We start from the raw sequence: 18,306 nt of genomic DNA on the forward strand, positions 1-18,306 counted from the left end.
TTTAGGGTACTACGATGTTGAATTCACTGTTCGGTGTCTCGAACAGCGACAGGAACCGCACCAGTTGAATCGTGCTGCCTTCCAGTTCCAGGGCGTCGGATGTCAGCATTTCGGTCACGCCGACTTCTCCAATCAGCAGACGGGTGAACAGCTCCCGAGTGACTCTCAGCGTTGATTCGGCGTGGTCGAGGCTGGCATCTTTGTGGACATGCAGGACGGAATTCTTAACCGTCAGCAGATAGGATTCATTGAGGTCGGTAAACACAATGGCAATGCGTCGCTCCACGCCTTCGGCATCCTCCGCATTCAGGCGCACCGACATAGTCTGAAAGAACTTTTCGACCGGTGTTTGCTGAAGAATCCCGAGTAGGGTGGACATATCCATCAGTGGTTCTTCGGGTGCGCCATGGCGCAATTCGTAGGCACCGCTGAGATAGACGTCTCGCCAGGGTCCCGATTCGGCCTGATACCCCATCTGATCGTAGGTTTCGGCGAGTAAGGTTTTGGCCGATTCGTTGTCTGGCTCATCGAAGACCAGATGGTTCAGAATTTCTGCGGTCCAGCGATAGCTACCCTCGTCAAACGCGGCACGCGCTTTTTCCAGCAGGGCATCAGCGCCACCGGCAAGAGCGACATACCGGCTGGCGGCCTTCTCTGGCGGCAGCGGATCCAGGTTCGCGGGGTTGGCGTCGTACCAGCCCATGTAATACTGATAGACCGCCTTGCTGTTGTGTTTCAGCGTACCGTAGTAGCCTCGGTTGGAGAATGTCTGAGCCAGTTCTGGCGGCAGTTGCAACCGTTCGGCGATCTCCCTGGAGGTGAATCCGTTATTGAGCAGCCTTACCGTCTGGTCATGGATAAACTTGTAGGTGTCGCGGTGCAGCTCCAGGTAGTCAACGATTTCGGTGCGCCCCCACACAGGCCAGTGATGACTGGCAAAGTAGACGTCGCTGTCGGCGGAAAGATCGATGATCTCGTCGATGTAGGCACTCCACTTGAGCGCATCCCGGACTTTCGTTCCACGCAGCGTGTACAGATTGTGCATAGTCCGGGTTGCGATTTCGGCACCGCAGTATGCGGCCAGTTCGGGTATTCCGAAGGTCAGCTCTGCCGGTGCCTCAGAGCCGGGCGCATTCTGGAAAACAAAATCCAGCCCGTCGATGTTCAGGCGCTGCCCGGTGGTGTCGATAATTTCGGTGGGTGTGGCAATGCCAAAGGTGCCGTAAGCAGGTGACTTCCCCAACCCCGAGCCCACATGGCCATGGGGACCCTTCGCCAGTCGGCGGCCATACATAAACGAAGCTCGCCGCGCCATGGCCGTTCCAGCAATGATATTTTCACTGGTTGCCTCGTCCATGAAGCCAATCGGGGCAATCACGCGAACCTTGCCGGCATCGTAATCGTCGCGGTTGATAACACCCCAGGCACCGGCGAAGTGATCGATGTGGCTGTGAGTGAAAATCACGGCAACCACTGGTACATCGCCGAGGTGTTCCCGAACCAGCGCGAGTGCGGCCTCAGCGGTTTCCTCTGAGGTCAGAGGGTCGACGATGATCAGTCCGGTGTCGCCCTGGATGATGGTCATATTGGCCAGATCGAACCCGCGGACCTGGAAAATGCGGTCGGTAACCTCAAAAAGACCGTGAAGATTATTCAGGCCGGCTTGGCGCCAGAGACCAGGGTGCGTGCTGTCCGGTGATGCGCCGTCAATGAAGGTGTACTCGTTGAGGTCCCAGATTAGGTCGCCCTGCTTATTCCTGATGATGGCTTTCTCACCTTCGAAGGTACCGATGAAGCCACGATTTGCGGCTTCATGGTCGGTGGTGTCGCGTTGGGGCAAGCTTTCTATTGCCTTTTGATTGCTCGAGGCTGTGTAAGTGGAGGCCGCAGTGAAGCCTTGGGAGTGCTCGCTGAGCTCCCTGCCTGTCTCACCACTGCAGGCTCCAAGTGTTGCTGCGAATAAACCGACAAATAATGCGGACAATCCGCTTCGAGCCGATACCTTTTCCATGATTCAATGCGCTCCGGTCACGTTGGTCGTGTTATCGTTCTATGACAAACTGAAAATGATATAAGGGCGCAACCAGCTAAAGCTGGTTGAACGCCGCCAATCTTTGGTGAAATTACGACAGTGACAAAAACTCGACCCGTCGCAGACTTTTCCACGATTGCCAGTTGGGCACGTTTCATCCTTGCCGGTTTTAAGCTGAAAGGGCTTGATACCGATAAACTGCTTTGCGAAGCAGGTATACGTAGCAGCGATCTTGAAAATCCCAATGGCCGGATCAAGGTCGCTCACATGACCCAGTTGTGGGAGCTGGCTGCGCGCGACAGCGCCGACCCATTGTTTACTCTCCGTCTTGCGGATCTTGCGCGCGCCGATATGTTCAGCGGGCTCAGCCTGGCCATGATGTTCAGCGATACGACGGGTGAGGCCATCGAACGAATGTGCCGTTACAGCGGCGTTGCCAGTAGTGCCGCCCATCTAGAAACCATTCCCCGCAAGAACAACTCACTGGAGGTGGTTTTCCACCTGCAGATGCCGGTGGCGGGCGAAGCCCTTGAGGCCTTCATGGCCTGTGGCAGCCGCATTCTGAAACAGATTACCGACGACAAATTCCGCCCTCGCGAGGTTCATTTCAGTCACGATAAGTCTGGGCTCAGGGCGCAATTTGAGGCTTTTTTTGAGGCGCCGGTTTTTTTCAATGCACCGGTCTGCAAGTTTGTCGTCGATGAGCAGGTGCTGCGCTTGCCTTGCTACCAGTCAAATCCGGAGCTGGTTCAGAATATGGACCGCTGGATGAAGGAGTACCTTGAGCGCACAGACTCGCTTTCCATCACCGGCCAGGTTCAGAAGCTGCTCCTTGAAGGCACGATTGACGGGAACGTGGATCAGGGCACAGTCGCCCGCCGGCTGGGCATGAGCGCCCGCCGGCTGCAGAGGGCACTGGAAAAGGAGGGCTACAGTTTCCGCGAGCTTCTGGAAAAATCGAAGCGTGAAATGGCTGAGGAACTGCTGAGCCGCCCAGAACTGTCACTGACGGATATCTGTTATTTGCTGGGTTTTTCCGACCAGAGCAATTTCACGAAAGCCTTCAAGCGATGGACCGGAAAGACGCCCTCGGCTTATCGCATAGCACCCCGATAAAAGGATGTATCAGTATTAACGGGGTAGAATCCGTCGGGCCCCACTGTGTTTCAGCGTCAACCCCAAATCTCAATGTTCGCTTTGCGACCAATGTGGCCACCAGGGCAATACAATGGGCGCGGTCTGGAGTGGTGTCCCAGGTTCAGGATCATCAGTTCATCCGCCTCGGTGCGGCCCTGCCAGGCATCGTTATTCGAACTAATCTCAAACCTATATCACCTCTGTGAACCAAGGCACCAACGGTGCCTTCCCTCCCAATTCACAGAGGTAATTCCAATGTCCGAACAATGCCCCAGATGCCTGTCCACCCGGATTGGCAGGAACAACTACGGAAAAAAGGCGGCTGGCGTGGTCGGTGCTGCCGCTGGCGTGTATGGCGGCTACGCCTCCGCAATTGCAGGTGCTCGAACAGGTGCTGTCGTTGGAGCGATGGCTGGCCCGGTGAGTGGTATCGGTGGTGCGGTGATCGGCGGTTTGCTGGGCGGTGTCACCGGTGTCTCCGCTGGCATCATCCTGGGCGATGTGCTCGATGAAGTCGTGCTTGATAATTACCGCTGCCTGGAGTGTGGTCATTCGTTCAGCATCGAACCTGACCCGGAAGACGAGACCACCGATAACCCCACCTCAAAATTCCCTAAGGAGTAACCCCATGGCTCATCTGATCGAGCAAATGGCCTACGTTGGCCAAACCCCTTGGCATGGTCTGGGGAATGAACTCACCTCCAACCAACCACTAGAAGTTTGGGCCAGGCAGGCTGGCCTCGACTGGCAGATCCAGGAAAGCCCCGTTCGCTACGTGACTAATGCCGGAAGCCCGCTGGGTGAGATCTTGTCCTACCCGGATTCCAAGGTGCTGTATCGCTCAGATACCAAAGCGCCGCTGTCGGTCGTCGGCAACCGCTTCAAGGTGGTTCAGCCCGAAGAGATCCTGGAGTTCTATCGGGATCTGACCGAAGTTTCCGGCTTTGAGCTGGAAACAGCCGGTGTGCTGAAAGGCGGCCGGAAAATGTGGGCGCTGGCTCGCACCGGCCAATCCGGTGTGCTGAAGGGCAATGATCAAACCAACGCCTACATACTGTTGGCCACGGCCTGTGATGGCACTATGGCCACGACGGCTCAATTCACCAGTATTCGGGTGGTGTGTAACAACACCCTGGCTGTGGCCTTGAAGGATTCCACAGCCAATGCCGTGAAGGTGAAGCACAACACGGCGTTCGATGCGGACCTGGTGAAGAAGCAACTCGGCATTTCAGTCAGTGCGTGGGACGATTTCATGTATCGCCTGAAAACCTTGAGCGATCGGAAAGTGAAAACCACTGAGGCCAGGAATTACTTCTTGAAGGTGTTCACGGACGATTCCGGTACCGGCGTTGGCAAAACCAACGAACGGTCCATGGCCAAGGCCCTGTCCTTGTATGAAGGGGAGGGCATGGGCGCCACACTGGCATCGTCGGATGGCACCGCCTATGGCTTGCTGAACGCGGTCACCGAGTTCATTGACCATCAACGCCGCGCCAAAACTGTTGACCACCGGCTTGATTCCGCCTGGTTTGGTAATGGTGCTTCCATCAAAAACCGCGCACTCGAGCAGGCCATGTCACTTGTGGCCTGACTTTTATCTCAAAACTCTAAAACCGCCATAAAGCCCACCGGAGCCTCGTGCTCTGGTGGGCTTTTTTATGTCTGGAGGAAAACACCATGGGCATGAGCGCAAACGTCATTCAGAAGCAACGGCCAGCACTGCGGCTGGTTTCAACCAAAGGCCTCAGCCGTGACGAATGGCTGAAGGTCCGTAAACAAGGCATTGGCAGCAGTGATGCTGCGGCAGCGGTGGGCATGAACCCATACCAGTCTCAACTGGAGCTCTGGATGGTCAAAACCGGTCGAGATGCCGGTATGCCAAAGCCGGACTCGGATGATCCGGAATCACCGGTTTACTGGGGGCATATCCTGGAACCCATTGTGGCTGAGCAGTACAGCCGACAAACAGGCCGCAAGGTCCGGCGAGTGAATGCGGTACTGCAGCATCCTGATCCAGACAAGCACTGGATGTTGGCCAACCTGGATTATTCCGTGGTGGCTGATGACGAAGTGCAAGTTCTGGAATGCAAAACCGCTGGTGAGTTTGGGGCACGTCTCTGGAAAGGCGGTGTGCCCGACTACATCCAGTGCCAAGTTCAGCACCAGCTGGCAGTCACGGGCAAGCAGGCTGCGGATGTCTGTGTGTTGCTGTGTGGCCAGTCACTCAAGATCTTCCGAATCGAGCGAAACGAAGAGCTAATCGAAGCGTTGATCACACTGGAACGCCAGTTCTGGGATTACGTGGAAACGGATACGCCACCCCCGGTGGATGGCACGGCGTCGGCAGAACGTGCGCTGCGCCATCTCTATCCTGAAGACCAAGGCGAGACCCTGGACTTCAGTGAGAGCAAGGAGCTGTCCGATGCTTTCAGCGAACTGCTGGCGATTCGCTCAGAAATGGAAGCCCTCAAGTCCACTGAATCCCATCTGAAGCAGCGTATTCAAAGCCACATGGGCGAAGCCTCCAAGGCCACGTTCCCGGGTGGCAGTGTGAGCTGGAAACGGAGCAAGGATTCGGTGGGGGTCAACGTTAAGAAGCTATTGAAAGACCAGCCGGAATTGCTGGAGCAGTATCCCCTCACCAAACCAGGCAGTCGCCGGTTTCTGATCCATGCCTAATGTCCCCTTGGCCACGCGGGTGTAACGAGCGCCCCGTGGCCTTTTTTCAGGAGAATCACCGTGATTAAAGGGTTAGCCATCACGCCTCCCGTGTTGGGGCGCATCAGTATCGGTCGGGTTGTTGAGAAGAACGGCATTCGGCTGCCACAAAAAGACAATCAATTCACCATCACCTCCCAGATCCAGGAAAAGGATGGCTGGGTGCTGCACCCACTGGATGAGGAGCTGAGAAAGGACGCGCCCAACAGCAAGCTGCGGACCATTCCGGTACGCATGCTGTTCAACGAGGCGGACCTCAACCTGCGTGCGGAATACACCATGTTCGACCGCAAAAGTGGTCGGCCCATGTGTGTCGGAAACGGCGATACCTGTAAGCGCCTGACGCAATCCGGTGTCCAGTCCTTGCCGTGCCCTGGGCCAACGCTGTGCGAGTTCGGCAAAGGAGGGCTGTGCAAGCCCTACGGCCGTCTGAACGTGAAGATCGGTAACGACGACGATCTCGGCACCTTCATCTTCCGCACGACGGGTTACAACAGCATCCGGACGCTTGCGGCCCGACTGAGCTATTACCAGGCGGTGTCCGGCGGTTTACTGGCGTACATGCCGTTGGAGCTGAAGCTACGGGGCAAAAGCACGACACAGAGCCATCGAACGCCCATTTTCTATGTGGATTTGGTGATCAAGGAAGGGCTGTCATTGCAGGAAGCGGTGGCGGAGGCAAAAGAAACAGCCAATAAGGTGGCAGAGGAGGGTATTGACCAGGCCGCGCTGGATGCGGCGGCGGCCAAGGGGTTTGGGAATGCGTTGTTTGAGTATGATGAGGATGAGATGACGGAAGTTGTGGAGGAGTTTTATCCAAATGTTGCAGGGATAGATAACGAGAGATCGATTGATGATTCCTCCGTTTTGTTACAGCTGAGGAAAGGTGGTGGTTCTGCCAGATCGACTCCAGGTTAGATATAGGCGGGTGGCCCCTAAAGGGCCACCCGCCTAAATTAAATGATTTATTTTTTGGTGTGGCGCTGACTCTCCACTTTCTGGAGCTCGTGATGCCCTGTCCTTGGGCTGGGCTTCCTCTGCGTAAGCGCCTATAAGCTCCTTGGTTGGTGAAATCGATGGCTAAAAAATATACCTGCTGAAAAAGTAGTCATTTTTAAGTTTCCTTAATCCTATTGTTGTTGTGTACTTTTGAGGGATCGATGGCTAGAATTGGAGGCTGATTTTATAACTAGTCACTAAATGGGGCGAAGCGTGAAACGATCACCTGAAATGCTAGACGTCGCGCGACTTGCGTTGGAAGGAAAGCATTCCGACCTAAGGCTGTACCTCGCAAAGCTTGTGCGTAAGGCGCGTAAAGAAGATCCGGAGTACGCAGCTCAGTTGGAGGGGCTTTTAAAGGCTCAGCCTTCAAGGTCAAATGGAGTGCTGCGTAGGAACCAGCAACAAGAGCCCAGTTTGTCCGTAAAAGAAGAGCCGTCGTTGCTTCGCGAAGTCAGCGTTTCGGCAGACCAGGATCTGCTAATGGATCAGGCTCTAGAGGGTCAACTGCAGCAAATCCTTTTAGAACGACGTTGTTCAGAGAAACTGGAGGAGAAGGGGCTCAAGCCTACAAGTTCTGTCATTTTTCAAGGCCCGCCAGGCGTTGGCAAGAGCATGTCTGCCAGCTGGTTGGCACGTGAGCTTGCTTTGCCGCTCTATGTTTTGGATCTCACTGCGGTAATGAGTAGTTTGCTGGGAAAATCTGGAAGTAACTTAAGGTCCGTTTTGGATTTTGCCAGAAGTCATCCTTGCGTCCTTTTTCTTGACGAAATAGATGCAATTGCGAAGAGAAGAAGTGACGAGTCAGATGTTGGCGAGCTGAAGCGCTTGGTCAATATCCTGCTTCAGGAAATAGAGGATTGGCCTCACAAAGGGCTGCTCATTGCTGCAACTAACCATCCTGAACTTGTAGATCCTGCGCTTTGGCGCCGGTTCGACATGGATGTCACGTTTACTCTTCCGAGCGACGATAACGTGAGAAAGGCGATAACCGAGTTCTTAGGCAGCGACGCACATGAATTTTCGCATGTGCTTGATTTCTTGGTTGATAGCCAGAGAGGGGAGTCTTATAGCAATATTAAACGGACGATCAATAAACTCCGGAAACATAAACATATTGATCCAGAAGGATTCGAGAGCGCTGTTGTTAACTACTTAATTCCTGACGCAGAAGGCCTGTCGCGCCAGGAAAGAATCTCTTTTGCTGTTAAATTGGTCAGAGAGTTTTCGTTTCCGAAACAAAGAGCTGCAAAGTTGCTCGGTGTGAGTAGGGATACTATCCGAAAAAAAATAGCCGAAATCCAATCATGAGGAGGACGTGATGGCTAAGAAAACAAATTACCTCATAGGGAAAGCTGAAGAGCTAACGCAGATCACGCCGCCTCCCAAAATCGATCCTCAAAGCCGAGAGCTGTACACAATTAATGAGGTTGTAAATAGATTAAAGCCTCAACTAAGGCGGGTAAATGAGGAGCTCGCAGAGCTTGATAGCACTCTCTGTCCTCGAGGTTTCGCCGTCGCCAAGATGACTTTGCATCCATCGTTTATTGCTAAAGGTCATTTTCCAAAGCAGCTTCTTCGCGATGCAGGGGTGCGATCAATCGGTAGCAAAGCTACCGAGGTAAAGCCTGATAAATGGATGAGAAAAGGGAAGCCTGAAAGGTCGCCGTCAACAAGTCTTTTCGTTGCAGGAAAGCGCGATAACTTCAAAGATCTTGAGCAAAAGCTCTCAGGTATTTCAAGAGACTCGTATATTGCTGATGATCTGATGAAGATCTGGAGCTTTGAAATAGTTTCGGCAGCGTCAAAGCTTAAGGAAAATCAGGCTTCTGAGGCGGGGTATTTTGAGGTCGCAGTGCAATTTATACCGGGCGGCACTTCCGATTTTATCAAACGGTCGTTCCTCGACTATGCGCGTAGCCTGGAATTCGAGGTAAGGGACGATTTGTCTATTGAGGTTTCGAATCTGTGGTTTGTGCCCGTTGTTGGAGCGCCGGAGAAAGCGCTGATGATTGCTAACCATTCTTTTGTTCGAGTGGTAAGGCCGATAGCTCCGCTCCGATCTTTTAGGCCTCTGGTTCGAACTCTGCCTGGTTCATCTAAGGCAAGACTCCCTTCAGCTCCACCTTTAGCTTCTGATATAAGAGTTGCCATTCTTGATGGTGGGCTTCCTTCCAATCACGCGATAAGTCCGTGGCTGACTGACTACAAGTTGTCAGACCCATTGTCGATGGACTACCCAGATGGCCCAGACCACGGGTTAGGTGTGACATCCGCGTTCTTGTTTGGGCCTTTGCCTCATGATGCTGAGGCTCCACGCCCATATTCTTTCGTCGACCACTATCGGGTTTTGGACGCCGGGACCAATACAGAAGACCCTTTAGAGCTTTATCGAACATTGACGCATATCGAGGATGTTCTAATTTCCCGGCAATATGATTTCATCAACTTAAGTCTCGGTCCGGCGTTATCAATAGATGATGATGAGGTGCATCCTTGGACCTCGCTAATCGACTCGTATTTAGCGGATGGTGAGACGTTCCTGACGATAGCCGCAGGCAACAACGGCGAAGGGGATGAGTCGTTGGGACTTAATAGAGTTCAGATCCCTTCAGATAGCGTGAATGCCATAGCCGTGGGTGCTTCAGACCGTACGAATTCTGATTGGCAGAGAGCGACGTATAGCGCCGTTGGGCCTGGTAGGGCGCCTGGAAGAGTGAAGCCTGACCTGCTGGCATTCGGCGGATCCCACCATCAGTATTTTCATGTTTTAAATGGCGGCTTTAATCCAGAGCTTGTCCCGCAGGGAGGTACAAGCTTTTCTGCTCCATATCTGCTTCGAAAGGCTGTGGGTATTCGCGCCATTATGGGTAATGAAATTACGGCTCTTGCTATCAAAGCCCTTTTGATTAACTCGGCCCAACAGAACGGTGAGGGGCAGCCTTGCACCGGTTGGGGTAAGGTCACGCTCGATGTTGACGATCTTGTGCAGTCGCCGGATGGCGTAGCGAAGATTGTTTATCAGGGAGAGTTGTCTCCTGGCAAGTATTTAAGGGTACCTATTCCTTTGCCGAAAAATGGCATTACCGGAAAGGTAAAAATCAAAGCAACATGCTGCTTTTCAACTCAGGTCGATCCGCAAGACACTTCGATGTACACCAAGGCTGGAGTTGAAATTGGTTGGAAGCCGAAAAAAGGAAAGCAGTCGGAGGGCTTTTTTCAGCAAGTGAAAAAAGCGACTGAAGCAGAGCTGCGGAGAGATGCAGCGAAGTGGGAGACGGTATTGCATGCGGAAAAAAACAAGTTTGGTAGTGCTCTCGATGAACCGGCTTTTGAGCTTCATTACATGGCGAGAAATTCCGGGGCTGATATCAATGGAAAGCGCGCGGATATCATAAAATATGCATTTGTTGTTACCTTGGAAGCGCCTAAGCAAGCAGAAATATTTTCAGACATACTCGATGCATACTCGGAAGTGCTTTCCGAGATCCAGCCAAGAATAACAACTGATATTGAGGTCAAGGTTTAGTGTTTCTTGTTCTGCGTGCTCAGCTGTTTTCGGCTGGGCGCCGCTAGCCTCTTAGATCGTCAAAACGGAGCTGATAGCCACCTTTAGTGTGGTCCTTGGCTCTCTAAACGCTTCGCTAAAACGGCTCCAAAAAAGGTATGATTGCTCGAAAAGATGCTGGACTAAGGAGTAGTTAGCTTGGAAGCTGTGGCAACCCCTTCCGCTGTAAGTGAATTTCTTAAACGCTGGAATGGCAACTCGGGCAGTGAGCGCGCGAACTTTCAGTCTTTCATGCGCGACCTGTGCACCCTCCTGAATTTACCCCACCCAGACCCAGGCGAAGGCGATACCAGGCAAAACGCCTACGTTTTTGAGCGGTTCATCGCGTCTCCGCGTGTTGATGGCAATACCGACAACCGATATATCGACCTTTATCGCCGGGATTGCTTCGTATTGGAAGGTAAGCAGACTGGCAAGGAAGTGGCTTCCCAAAGTCACCAGAACGCCATCAACGCAGCAGTTGCCCAGGCAGAGCGCTATGTTCGGGGGTTGCCGCAAGATGAAGTAGAGCATGGACGACCACCATTTATAGTGATCGTGGATGTCGGAAACGCCATCTACACCTATTCAGAGTTTACCCGGACAGGCGGGAACTACGTTCCATTCCCCGACCCACGGCATTATGAAATCCGGTTAGAAGATCTCCACCAACCGGAAGTTCAGCATCGTCTTCGCCAACTGTGGCTGGAACCGGATCAGCTTGATCCGAGTAAACACGCTGCAAGGGTTACCAGAGAGGTCAGTACCAAGCTGGCAGAACTGGCAAAATCGCTGGAACACAGCGGCTACGATGTGGAGCGGGTGGCCAGCTTTTTGAAGCGGTGCCTTTTCACCATGTTTGCTGAAGATGTGGAGCTTCTGCCCCGCGAAGCTTTTCATGACCTGCTTGTCGATGTAAAAGACCGGAACCCTGAAGCCTTCCCTCACGCCCTGAAGGCACTCTGGGAAACCATGAACACGGGTGGTTACAGTGAACGGCTGATGCAAACCATCAAGCGTTTCAACGGTGGCTTGTTCAAAGACATCGATCCCATTCCGTTGAACATTCAGCAAATCCAGCTGTTGATCGATGCTGCTGCAGCAGACTGGCGCTTTGTGGAACCGGCTATCTTCGGCACCTTGCTGGAGCGGGCACTTGATCCCCGTGAGCGCCATAAACTGGGCGCTCATTACACGCCTCGGGCCTATGTCGAACGCCTGGTCATGCCTACGCTGATTGACCCCCTGCGTGAACAATGGGGTGACATTCGCGGTGCTGCTGAGACTTTGTTGCGCCAGGGGAAAACCGACAAAGCGTTGCAGCAAGTTCAGGCCTTCCATTACCAACTTTGCGAAACTCGCATACTGGACCCAGCCTGTGGCAGCGCCAACTTCCTGTATGTGGCTCTGGAACACATGAAGCGGCTGGAAGGCGAAGTGCTGGGCTTTATCTCCGAGCTCACCCAGGGCCAGGGCGTTCTGGAAAGTGAAGGCCTGACCGTAGACCCCCACCAATTCCTCGGCCTGGAAATAAACCCGCGTGCTGCCCAGATTGCCGAACTGGTGCTTTGGATTGGTTACCTGCAGTGGCATTACCGCCTGAATGACCGCCTGGATTTACCCGAACCAATCCTGCGGGATTTTAAAAACATCGAATGCCGTGATGCGCTGATTGAATACGACAGCCGTGAACCGGAACTGGATGAAAACGGTGAGCCGGTGACCATCTGGGATGGCATAAGTATGAAAGTCAGCCCCACAACCGATGAACTGATCCCGGATGAAACCGGGCGCGCGACGGTGTACCGCTACCACAACCCGCTCAAAGCCCAGTGGCCCGAAGCCGATTATATTGTGGGAAACCCGCCGTTTATTGGAGCCTCTACTATGCGCCGGGCATTGGGTGATGGCTACGTGGACGCGGTGCGCCAGGTTTATAAGGGTGTTGTGCCGGACTCTGCGGATTTCGTGATGTATTGGTGGCATAAGGCTGCGGAGAAAGTGCGGCACGGCGAAACTCTGAGGTTTGGGTTCATTACCACCAATAGCTTGCGGCAGACTTTTAACCGGCGAGTACTGGAGCCGCATTTGAACGACGCCAAGAAGCCGCTTTCACTGGCGTTCGCGGTTCCGGATCACCCCTGGGTGGATGGAAATGATGGTGCGGCAGTGCGGATTGCCATGACAGTTGGTGTTGCTGGGGATCAGCCAGGGCAATTGCGACAGGTGGTCAAAGAAGTTGCTAGTGAAGACCGTGAAGCTCGCGAGGTGCAGTTGAGCCAGCGGCCCGGAAAGGTGTTTGCTGACCTGACCATTGGAGCTGATGTGGCCAGTGCGCAGTCACTTCAATCGAATGGGAGTATTAGCTCACCGGGAGTCAAATTACATGGGGCTGGCTTTATCGTGAAGCCAGAGGAAGCTGAAACCTTGGGGCTGGGCCAGTTAAATGGCCTTGAAGAGGTGATTCGCGACTACCGCAATGGTCGAGATCTGACTCAAAAGCCTCGTGGTGTGAAGGTAATCGATCTATTTGGGCTGAAAGCCGGGGATGTTCGCGAGCAATTCCCGACAGTCTATCAGTGGGTGCTGGAAAGAGTTAAACCGGAACGAGATGCCAAGGCACATACGAAAGACGGCGCTGGGTACGCGAAACTATGGTGGCAATTCGGCAAGCCCCGTCAGGAGCTGCGCAAAATGTTGGATGGTTTACCGCGCTATATCGCCACCGTTGAGACCACGAAGCATCGACTCTTCACTTTTCTGAGTGCAGATATTCTGCCAGACAACATGTTGGTTAATATCGCTGTGGATAACCCCTCGGTATTGGGAATGCTATCAAGCCGCATGCATATCCACTGGGCGCTTGCTGTTGGAGGAACTCTAGAAGACCGTCCTCGCTACAACAAAACTCGCTGCTTCGAGACTTTCCCCTTCCCGGTTCTCGATACAGAACGGGCCGCTAATATCGGCAGCCTCGCCGAGCGCATCGACACCCACCGCAAGAGGCAGCAAGCCGAACACGCTTCGTTAACTCTGACCGGTATGTACAACATCCTGGAAAAACTCCGTGCCGGCGAAGAGCTCACCGCCAAGGAAAAGACCACCCACCAGCAAGGACTGGTATCGGTACTCCGCGAACTTCACGATGACTTGGATCGCGCCGTGTTCGAAGCCTATGGATGGTCAGACCTGGCAGACAAGCTGGTAGGGCGCCCAGGAGCCACTACGCCTCTTCCTGACAAATCAGCTGATCAGGCTGAAGCCGAGGAAGAACTGTTGATGCGGCTGGTCGAGCTCAATAAGCAACGGGCTGCGGAAGAGTCACGGGGCATCGTTCGATGGCTGCGTCCAGAATATCAGGCACCCGATGCTGTGCAGGCAGAAGTGGACATCGCGCCGAAGGCTGTCGCTGCAAAAACAGAAACTTCTACCAGCAAAGGCAAAGCTACATTCCCGAAAGCGATTCCCGATCAGCTCCGGGTGCTTCGGGAAGCCTTGGCCGAAAGATCTCACACCACGGAAAGCCTCGCGGAGCTATTCAAAAGGAAGCCCAGAAAATCCGTTGAGGACGGCCTCCAATCACTGGCTGCCGTTGGAGTTGCAGAGTACGAGCCCGAGACTGGTAGGTGGCACGTACTGTGACTAGTTCTGTGGGATGATTGAAAAATAAGAGTTCACGTGGCAAACATTTTATGGCTGAACGATTCCGAGTAGGACTACCGGAAACAGCGTTTCCCTTCATCCCTCCGGCAGACAAGTTTCTAGAATATCTGGGCCGACCGGGCGGAATGGCAGCCATTATCAATGAGCTAGGCGTTCGCCTGGATAAGCCGTTGCCGGACCCCAAAACCGTACGGAAGGCCGTCAAAGAAGGGGTGACTCCGAGGAGCGGCGAAAAAATAAAAGAAGTACTGGAGTCGATTGCGACGCCTGAAATGTATGAGTATTTAACGAGCTCCTATTTGGCGCCGTGGATGGAGACTTCGTTTAGTAATAATGGGCTTGCCTGGCTCTGCATGATCAAAGGCGAACACCTGCGTCTCTTTGAGACCGATCATCCTGAAACGTTCACCGAAAAATTTCTGAAACGCCGCGCCGAGCAAGAAAGGGGACTTCTCGAGACTGCACGTGAAATCCAGAAGCAGGGTGCTACTGAATCTGCCATTGAAGAACTGTGGTGGAAAACGTTGAGCCCCTTTCTTCGAGAGACCACCCTCGTGGGCGACTCCCACATTGACACCGGTCTGCAAGCTGCTGCGGATTTTAAATCTAGCACTGGCCAATCCAGAGGGAAGAAGGCAGGGCTACTGTTGGGCTTGTACGCTCGCATAAGAATCGACTTCTACTATCACCTTCTGTGTAACGCCTCATTGGATATTATTCAGTCGTGCAAAGAAGACGATACTCTCGATAACCACTATGGACTTTGGCTGGTCGAAAACAGTTTCGTTGGCGACATGGTGCCGTCGTTTGATGGCGAGGCCATGACTTTGCCATTTGAGCGGTTGCTCGACGCGTGGCGAGGACGCATCACAAGAGACGGTAGCAAATTGCCGTGGGTAGAAGTTGCTGACAGATTGCCAAACCCATATGGCCTAGATGCCCATCAATCGCGAGCTCCTCATCAAACTGTTGAGGAGCGTAAGGAAGATATTCGCAGAAATAAAAAGTCGAGACTTCGTGAGTGGCGTAATGGCACCCGGCCGACTGCCGAACAACTGCAGCAGTTTGTTCGCAACCTGATTCCTGAAGATGAGAATGTCCCGATGGCCCTTACGAGAGCGGAGATTGCAGCGACCTGGGGGGCTTTTATCCTGGATGAGTGGAAGACGTTTGAGGCGTGTGGTCTTAATGATGCGTTACGCCAAACGTTACCAGCTTTTGAGCGTTTTCCAGTCTACTGGGCCGGCTATAAAGCTCAGGCCGCGCAGATACTCGCGGCCTGAGCGTTCCCCTATTAACGGCCTTTGGGAGGGTTGTTCCCGCGTCCGCCGCCAGAGGGGTTGCCAGTAGTGCTTGGTGCATTATGTGGTTTAGCCATGGTTGTCACCTATTTTGGTTGAATGTGTAAATCGGCAGCTTCCCAAGCCTTCAGCCTGGATCAGCAAAGCCGATATCGGGAGTATCGATTAATTGATCGGAAGCTACGAGGTGAGTCGTCGCGGGAAATTTTGACTGGAATCGTTGGTCCTGGGGTGACTCTCACATTCTTCAAACTGAGCAGGATGTTTAGCTTCGACTGGCGCCAAACGATCTCATCCCATCCCCGTAGTGCTTCGAGTCAGATTTACACAAATAAGAAGCGCGACGAAATGCTCGATGAAGACTGTGCACGTCGTCACGATCAACCCAGTATTGAGGTTGGTCCGGGATATGTATCAGTGGGCAGTTCTGATTCCATTCAAGGCCTAGGGCGCTGTACCAGGCTCGTGAGATGCGGGTTGCGAGGTTCTCCTGGGGTGAGCATGGAGAACCTATTTGATGGTAGACATCCCGGTTGAGTATGAACAGAAAGTGATAGTGTGGCTTGCCCTCCTGGTAGAATTCTCTGCACCACACATAACGCACTTTGGTGTGCGGTGCCCAGTCGCCCCGACTTCTTCTCTGATGGTCGCTTTTAATGATGGACTTGAAAGACCTGAGAAATCTGTCGATCAGCCGCTGGTGGTCTCCTACTGTCATTCGAGCATTGATCTCCGAGGGAATCTTGGGATCAACACGGACGACTAGTATTCGCCTGTAATCATTCAGTGCACGTTCGAACACCGAGTGAAGTGTTTCAAGGTATTGGGTCACCATTGGGAAGTTACCTGGTAGGACAGGTAGTGTTTTGAATTCTTCGACGTAGTGACAGTGCAGGTTTGGATTCTCTGGGTGACGTGCACGCATTCTGATATCTCCTTTGCTGTAGGTTTGGCATCCATGGTTCAAAGCCATGGATGTTTCTTTCAGGCACAGTTGTTCCTCCAGCTGTCGCTGGATAGAGGGACGTTGGGTTAGGTATTGCTTTGCTTCTTCCGAGGGAGGTTCGGGGCTTAGTTGAGCCCCTCACTAACTATTGGAGGGCTATTGATTGATAGTAATAATTAAACAAGGGTAGATCTGGGTGTTTTGACGATTGCAGGTCCGCTTGGGGTGGATCTGTCAGCGCAGGACGCGCTGGAGTTATCGGTCTCCAATTAAATCATTGCTGATTTAGGTGTTCGGTTCCGGCTGTCCCCGGTCTCTTTCATGGATGACGTCGTTAATCCAGCCCTCGATCTCACTCTCGACCCAGGCGACGGCACGGCTACCCAGTTTGATAGGTTTCGGGAAGTTATTTTCGCTGATGTATTTGTAAACGGTGGACCTGGCCAGGCCAGTGCGATTCATGACTTCTTTGATTCGGATCAGCTTCATGTTCATGACGGTCTCCTGATGTTCGTTCATGACATGACGCAGGCCAGTATTAATTTAATTCGCGAGTGATCTCAGAAGGCAGTGCTTTGAGTGCTGCCGGTAAGGAGAGGTTTACTCTGGGTATTAAACATACTCTGTTGCGCTGCTGAAGCTGGTTCAATTGCCAGGTTGACCTGAAAAAGACTTTGACAACCCGATACGGTGTCTTCTGCTCGGGCAGGGGGGGTGCGATCATAAAAGATGCGTTAGGAAAGTCGCATTCGTTCTCCGTGTCTAGCTTCCTCAAACATAATTGTAGCTTTCTCGCTGTGTGCAGGATCAAGCGGTATAGCAAAGTGAAAAAGTCATTCTCCAAAAACTTTTCCTTGTCCCTATTCTCCGGTGATGCCAGGGAGTAGCAATCGCGCTGAATAGTGGACATTATTGATGCGATTGGTTCATGGGGGGCCCCGTCACATTGCTCAACCTCGTTCCAATGGTGGGTTAACAGCTTCATGACGTAGCTCGAAAGGTGCGCTTTTAAAATCGGGCTCATACCCAAGTTGTGCACCTCGATCAAACTTTCAGCGGTCGTTTCTGAAAGCTCAAGAGCCGGCAGAAGTGACTGTGCGCTTTGGTGGTAGTCCGCAAGACTTCTTAAAAAGTAGTCTTTTCCCTTCGAGATTAGCTTCGATTCGAGCGAAATGCTCTTGCTAACTGGGGGTGAGAATGCACTTTCGATTTTCTCAACTATATGGCTTTCATGTTTTACAAGCCGGGCTTTTAGCGTTGCAGCGTCGAAAAAACTGGAAATGAAATTTTCTCTGCCTGTGCCACCATCTGGTATGAAGAATGCGGCTAGGCCTAACGGGTTTTTACCGCTGAAGAGCGGATGAGTGAGGTCGAGTACATAGACTGAGTACATGAACACCGCCCCTCGCCGTTTCCGATTTCCAGATTCGCTGGTAGCAATGACGCCAAGCTTTTTTAGCGTCGATAGCTGGCTTCGTAGCTTTCCTTTTGTCATTCCCGTTAGGGTCATCAAATCCCGTAGGCCTAGCCGGGTAACAATCCCCGGCGCCTTTGCGTGTGCCAAAAGGACCGCGAGCAACCAACAGGTTGCGGGAGCTAATTTGCGCAACTGTTCCTCACCGGCGGTTAGGCCTCGAGATTGGTCACTCCGCGAGGCCCTGGCGCTGACGACTCCTTCACAGAAGGATTCTATTTCCGGGCGAAGTTCGACTTTTTGGGTAGTGTTCAGGTCCTCTAGGCGAGTTTGAAAATTCGACGAAACATGAATGTGCGAAATTGGGCGGCCCCGTCTCGACCTTACTGGCTCTTCTATCAAGGTCCCTTTTCTGCCTAACTCATTGAGTGCAAGTCTGCCGCGTTGATGAGCCATGCCAAAGCGACGATATAGCTCTAGTCGTCGGCAGGTGAGCGGTGCGCTTAGGCCCGGATCTCTTGACCATTGGAGTAAAAGCCAGCGCGCGTC

General features: G+C 52.9%; 13 protein-coding genes. 9 read left to right on the forward strand and 4 right to left on the reverse strand.

Annotation, left to right across the window (positions count from 1 at the left end; translation table 11 throughout):
* Window position 1: 1 nt before the first annotated feature.
* Window positions 2–2,011 (reverse strand): alkyl/aryl-sulfatase, encoded by a 2,010-nt coding sequence (locus tag B9Q17_RS10860; RefSeq protein WP_072678513.1) that lies wholly within the window; start codon window positions 2,009–2,011, stop codon window positions 2–4.
* Between the two features lie 120 nt (window positions 2,012–2,131).
* Here B9Q17_RS10860 and B9Q17_RS10865 point away from each other — a divergent pair, with 120 nt between their 5' ends.
* The 9 genes from B9Q17_RS10865 (at window position 2,132) to B9Q17_RS10905 (ending at window position 15,379) form a co-directional block, all read left to right on the forward strand.
* Window positions 2,132–3,148, forward strand: coding sequence for an AraC family transcriptional regulator (locus B9Q17_RS10865; RefSeq protein ID WP_072678514.1), 1,017 nt, complete (start codon window positions 2,132–2,134; stop codon window positions 3,146–3,148).
* A 276-nt stretch (window positions 3,149–3,424) separates the two neighbouring features.
* Window positions 3,425–3,793, forward strand: coding sequence for a hypothetical protein (locus tag B9Q17_RS10870; protein ID WP_094625228.1), 369 nt, complete (start codon window positions 3,425–3,427; stop codon window positions 3,791–3,793).
* 4 nt (window positions 3,794–3,797) lie between these two features.
* The gene (locus B9Q17_RS10875) at window positions 3,798–4,760 is read left to right on the forward strand and encodes a DUF932 domain-containing protein (protein WP_094625229.1); all 963 of its coding nucleotides are present in this window, start codon (window positions 3,798–3,800) and stop codon (window positions 4,758–4,760) included.
* 86 nt (window positions 4,761–4,846) lie between these two features.
* Entirely contained in the window at window positions 4,847–5,848 is a 1,002-nt protein-coding gene (locus B9Q17_RS10880; RefSeq protein ID WP_094625230.1) for a YqaJ viral recombinase family nuclease, read from the forward strand.
* A 60-nt stretch (window positions 5,849–5,908) separates the two neighbouring features.
* Complete coding sequence (locus tag B9Q17_RS10885) at window positions 5,909–6,805, forward strand: recombination directionality factor (protein ID WP_094625231.1); 897 nt, start codon at window positions 5,909–5,911, stop codon at window positions 6,803–6,805.
* A gap of 294 nt (window positions 6,806–7,099) precedes the next feature.
* Window positions 7,100–8,197 carry an AAA family ATPase gene (locus B9Q17_RS10890; protein ID WP_244177371.1) on the forward strand — a complete coding sequence of 366 codons (1,098 nt, stop codon included), beginning with the start codon at window positions 7,100–7,102 and terminating at the stop codon, window positions 8,195–8,197.
* A gap of 10 nt (window positions 8,198–8,207) precedes the next feature.
* On the forward strand, window positions 8,208–10,415 hold the full coding sequence (locus B9Q17_RS10895; RefSeq protein ID WP_094625233.1) for a S8 family peptidase: 2,208 nt from the start codon (window positions 8,208–8,210) through the stop codon (window positions 10,413–10,415).
* Window positions 10,416–10,601: 186 nt separating this feature from the next.
* Window positions 10,602–14,075 carry a class I SAM-dependent DNA methyltransferase gene (locus tag B9Q17_RS10900; RefSeq protein ID WP_244177374.1) on the forward strand — a complete coding sequence of 1,158 codons (3,474 nt, stop codon included), beginning with the start codon at window positions 10,602–10,604 and terminating at the stop codon, window positions 14,073–14,075.
* Between the two features lie 50 nt (window positions 14,076–14,125).
* On the forward strand, window positions 14,126–15,379 hold the full coding sequence (locus B9Q17_RS10905) for a hypothetical protein (RefSeq protein WP_154707630.1): 1,254 nt from the start codon (window positions 14,126–14,128) through the stop codon (window positions 15,377–15,379).
* Between the two features lie 283 nt (window positions 15,380–15,662).
* On the opposite strand, the gene B9Q17_RS18570 is transcribed toward B9Q17_RS10905, so the two are convergent.
* The 3 genes from B9Q17_RS18570 to B9Q17_RS10920 all read right to left on the reverse strand — a co-directional run bounded on the left by B9Q17_RS18570 (window position 15,663) and on the right by B9Q17_RS10920 (window position 17,736).
* Window positions 15,663–16,370 (reverse strand): inovirus Gp2 family protein, encoded by a 708-nt coding sequence (locus B9Q17_RS18570; protein ID WP_094625236.1) that lies wholly within the window; start codon window positions 16,368–16,370, stop codon window positions 15,663–15,665.
* A 258-nt stretch (window positions 16,371–16,628) separates the two neighbouring features.
* The gene (locus B9Q17_RS10915; protein WP_094625286.1) at window positions 16,629–16,832 is read right to left on the reverse strand and encodes an AlpA family transcriptional regulator; all 204 of its coding nucleotides are present in this window, start codon (window positions 16,830–16,832) and stop codon (window positions 16,629–16,631) included.
* 49 nt (window positions 16,833–16,881) lie between these two features.
* Window positions 16,882–17,736 (reverse strand): hypothetical protein, encoded by an 855-nt coding sequence (locus tag B9Q17_RS10920; RefSeq protein ID WP_154707631.1) that lies wholly within the window; start codon window positions 17,734–17,736, stop codon window positions 16,882–16,884.
* Window positions 17,737–18,306: the final 570 nt, after the last annotated feature.

The sequence above is a fragment of the Marinobacter vinifirmus genome (assembly GCF_002258215.1).
GTDB lineage: Bacteria > Pseudomonadota > Gammaproteobacteria > Pseudomonadales > Oleiphilaceae > Marinobacter > Marinobacter vinifirmus.

Excerpts from the sequence above, each read along its gene's own strand:
- B9Q17_RS10860 (WP_072678513.1), bottom strand. The coding sequence starts at position 2,011 with ATGGAAAAGGTATCGGCTCGAAGCGGATTGTCCGCATTATTTGTCGGT.
- B9Q17_RS10870 (WP_094625228.1), top strand. The coding sequence starts at position 3,425 with ATGTCCGAACAATGCCCCAGATGCCTGTCCACCCGGATTGGCAGGAAC.
- B9Q17_RS10875 (WP_094625229.1), top strand. The coding sequence starts at position 3,798 with ATGGCTCATCTGATCGAGCAAATGGCCTACGTTGGCCAAACCCCTTGG.
- B9Q17_RS10880 (WP_094625230.1), top strand. The coding sequence starts at position 4,847 with ATGGGCATGAGCGCAAACGTCATTCAGAAGCAACGGCCAGCACTGCGG.
- B9Q17_RS10895 (WP_094625233.1), top strand. The coding sequence starts at position 8,208 with ATGGCTAAGAAAACAAATTACCTCATAGGGAAAGCTGAAGAGCTAACG.
- B9Q17_RS10905 (WP_154707630.1), top strand. The coding sequence starts at position 14,126 with ATGGCTGAACGATTCCGAGTAGGACTACCGGAAACAGCGTTTCCCTTC.
- B9Q17_RS18570 (WP_094625236.1), bottom strand. The coding sequence starts at position 16,370 with ATGGCTTTGAACCATGGATGCCAAACCTACAGCAAAGGAGATATCAGA.
- B9Q17_RS10915 (WP_094625286.1), bottom strand. The coding sequence starts at position 16,832 with ATGAAGCTGATCCGAATCAAAGAAGTCATGAATCGCACTGGCCTGGCC.
- B9Q17_RS10920 (WP_154707631.1), bottom strand. The coding sequence starts at position 17,736 with ATGTACTCAGTCTATGTACTCGACCTCACTCATCCGCTCTTCAGCGGT.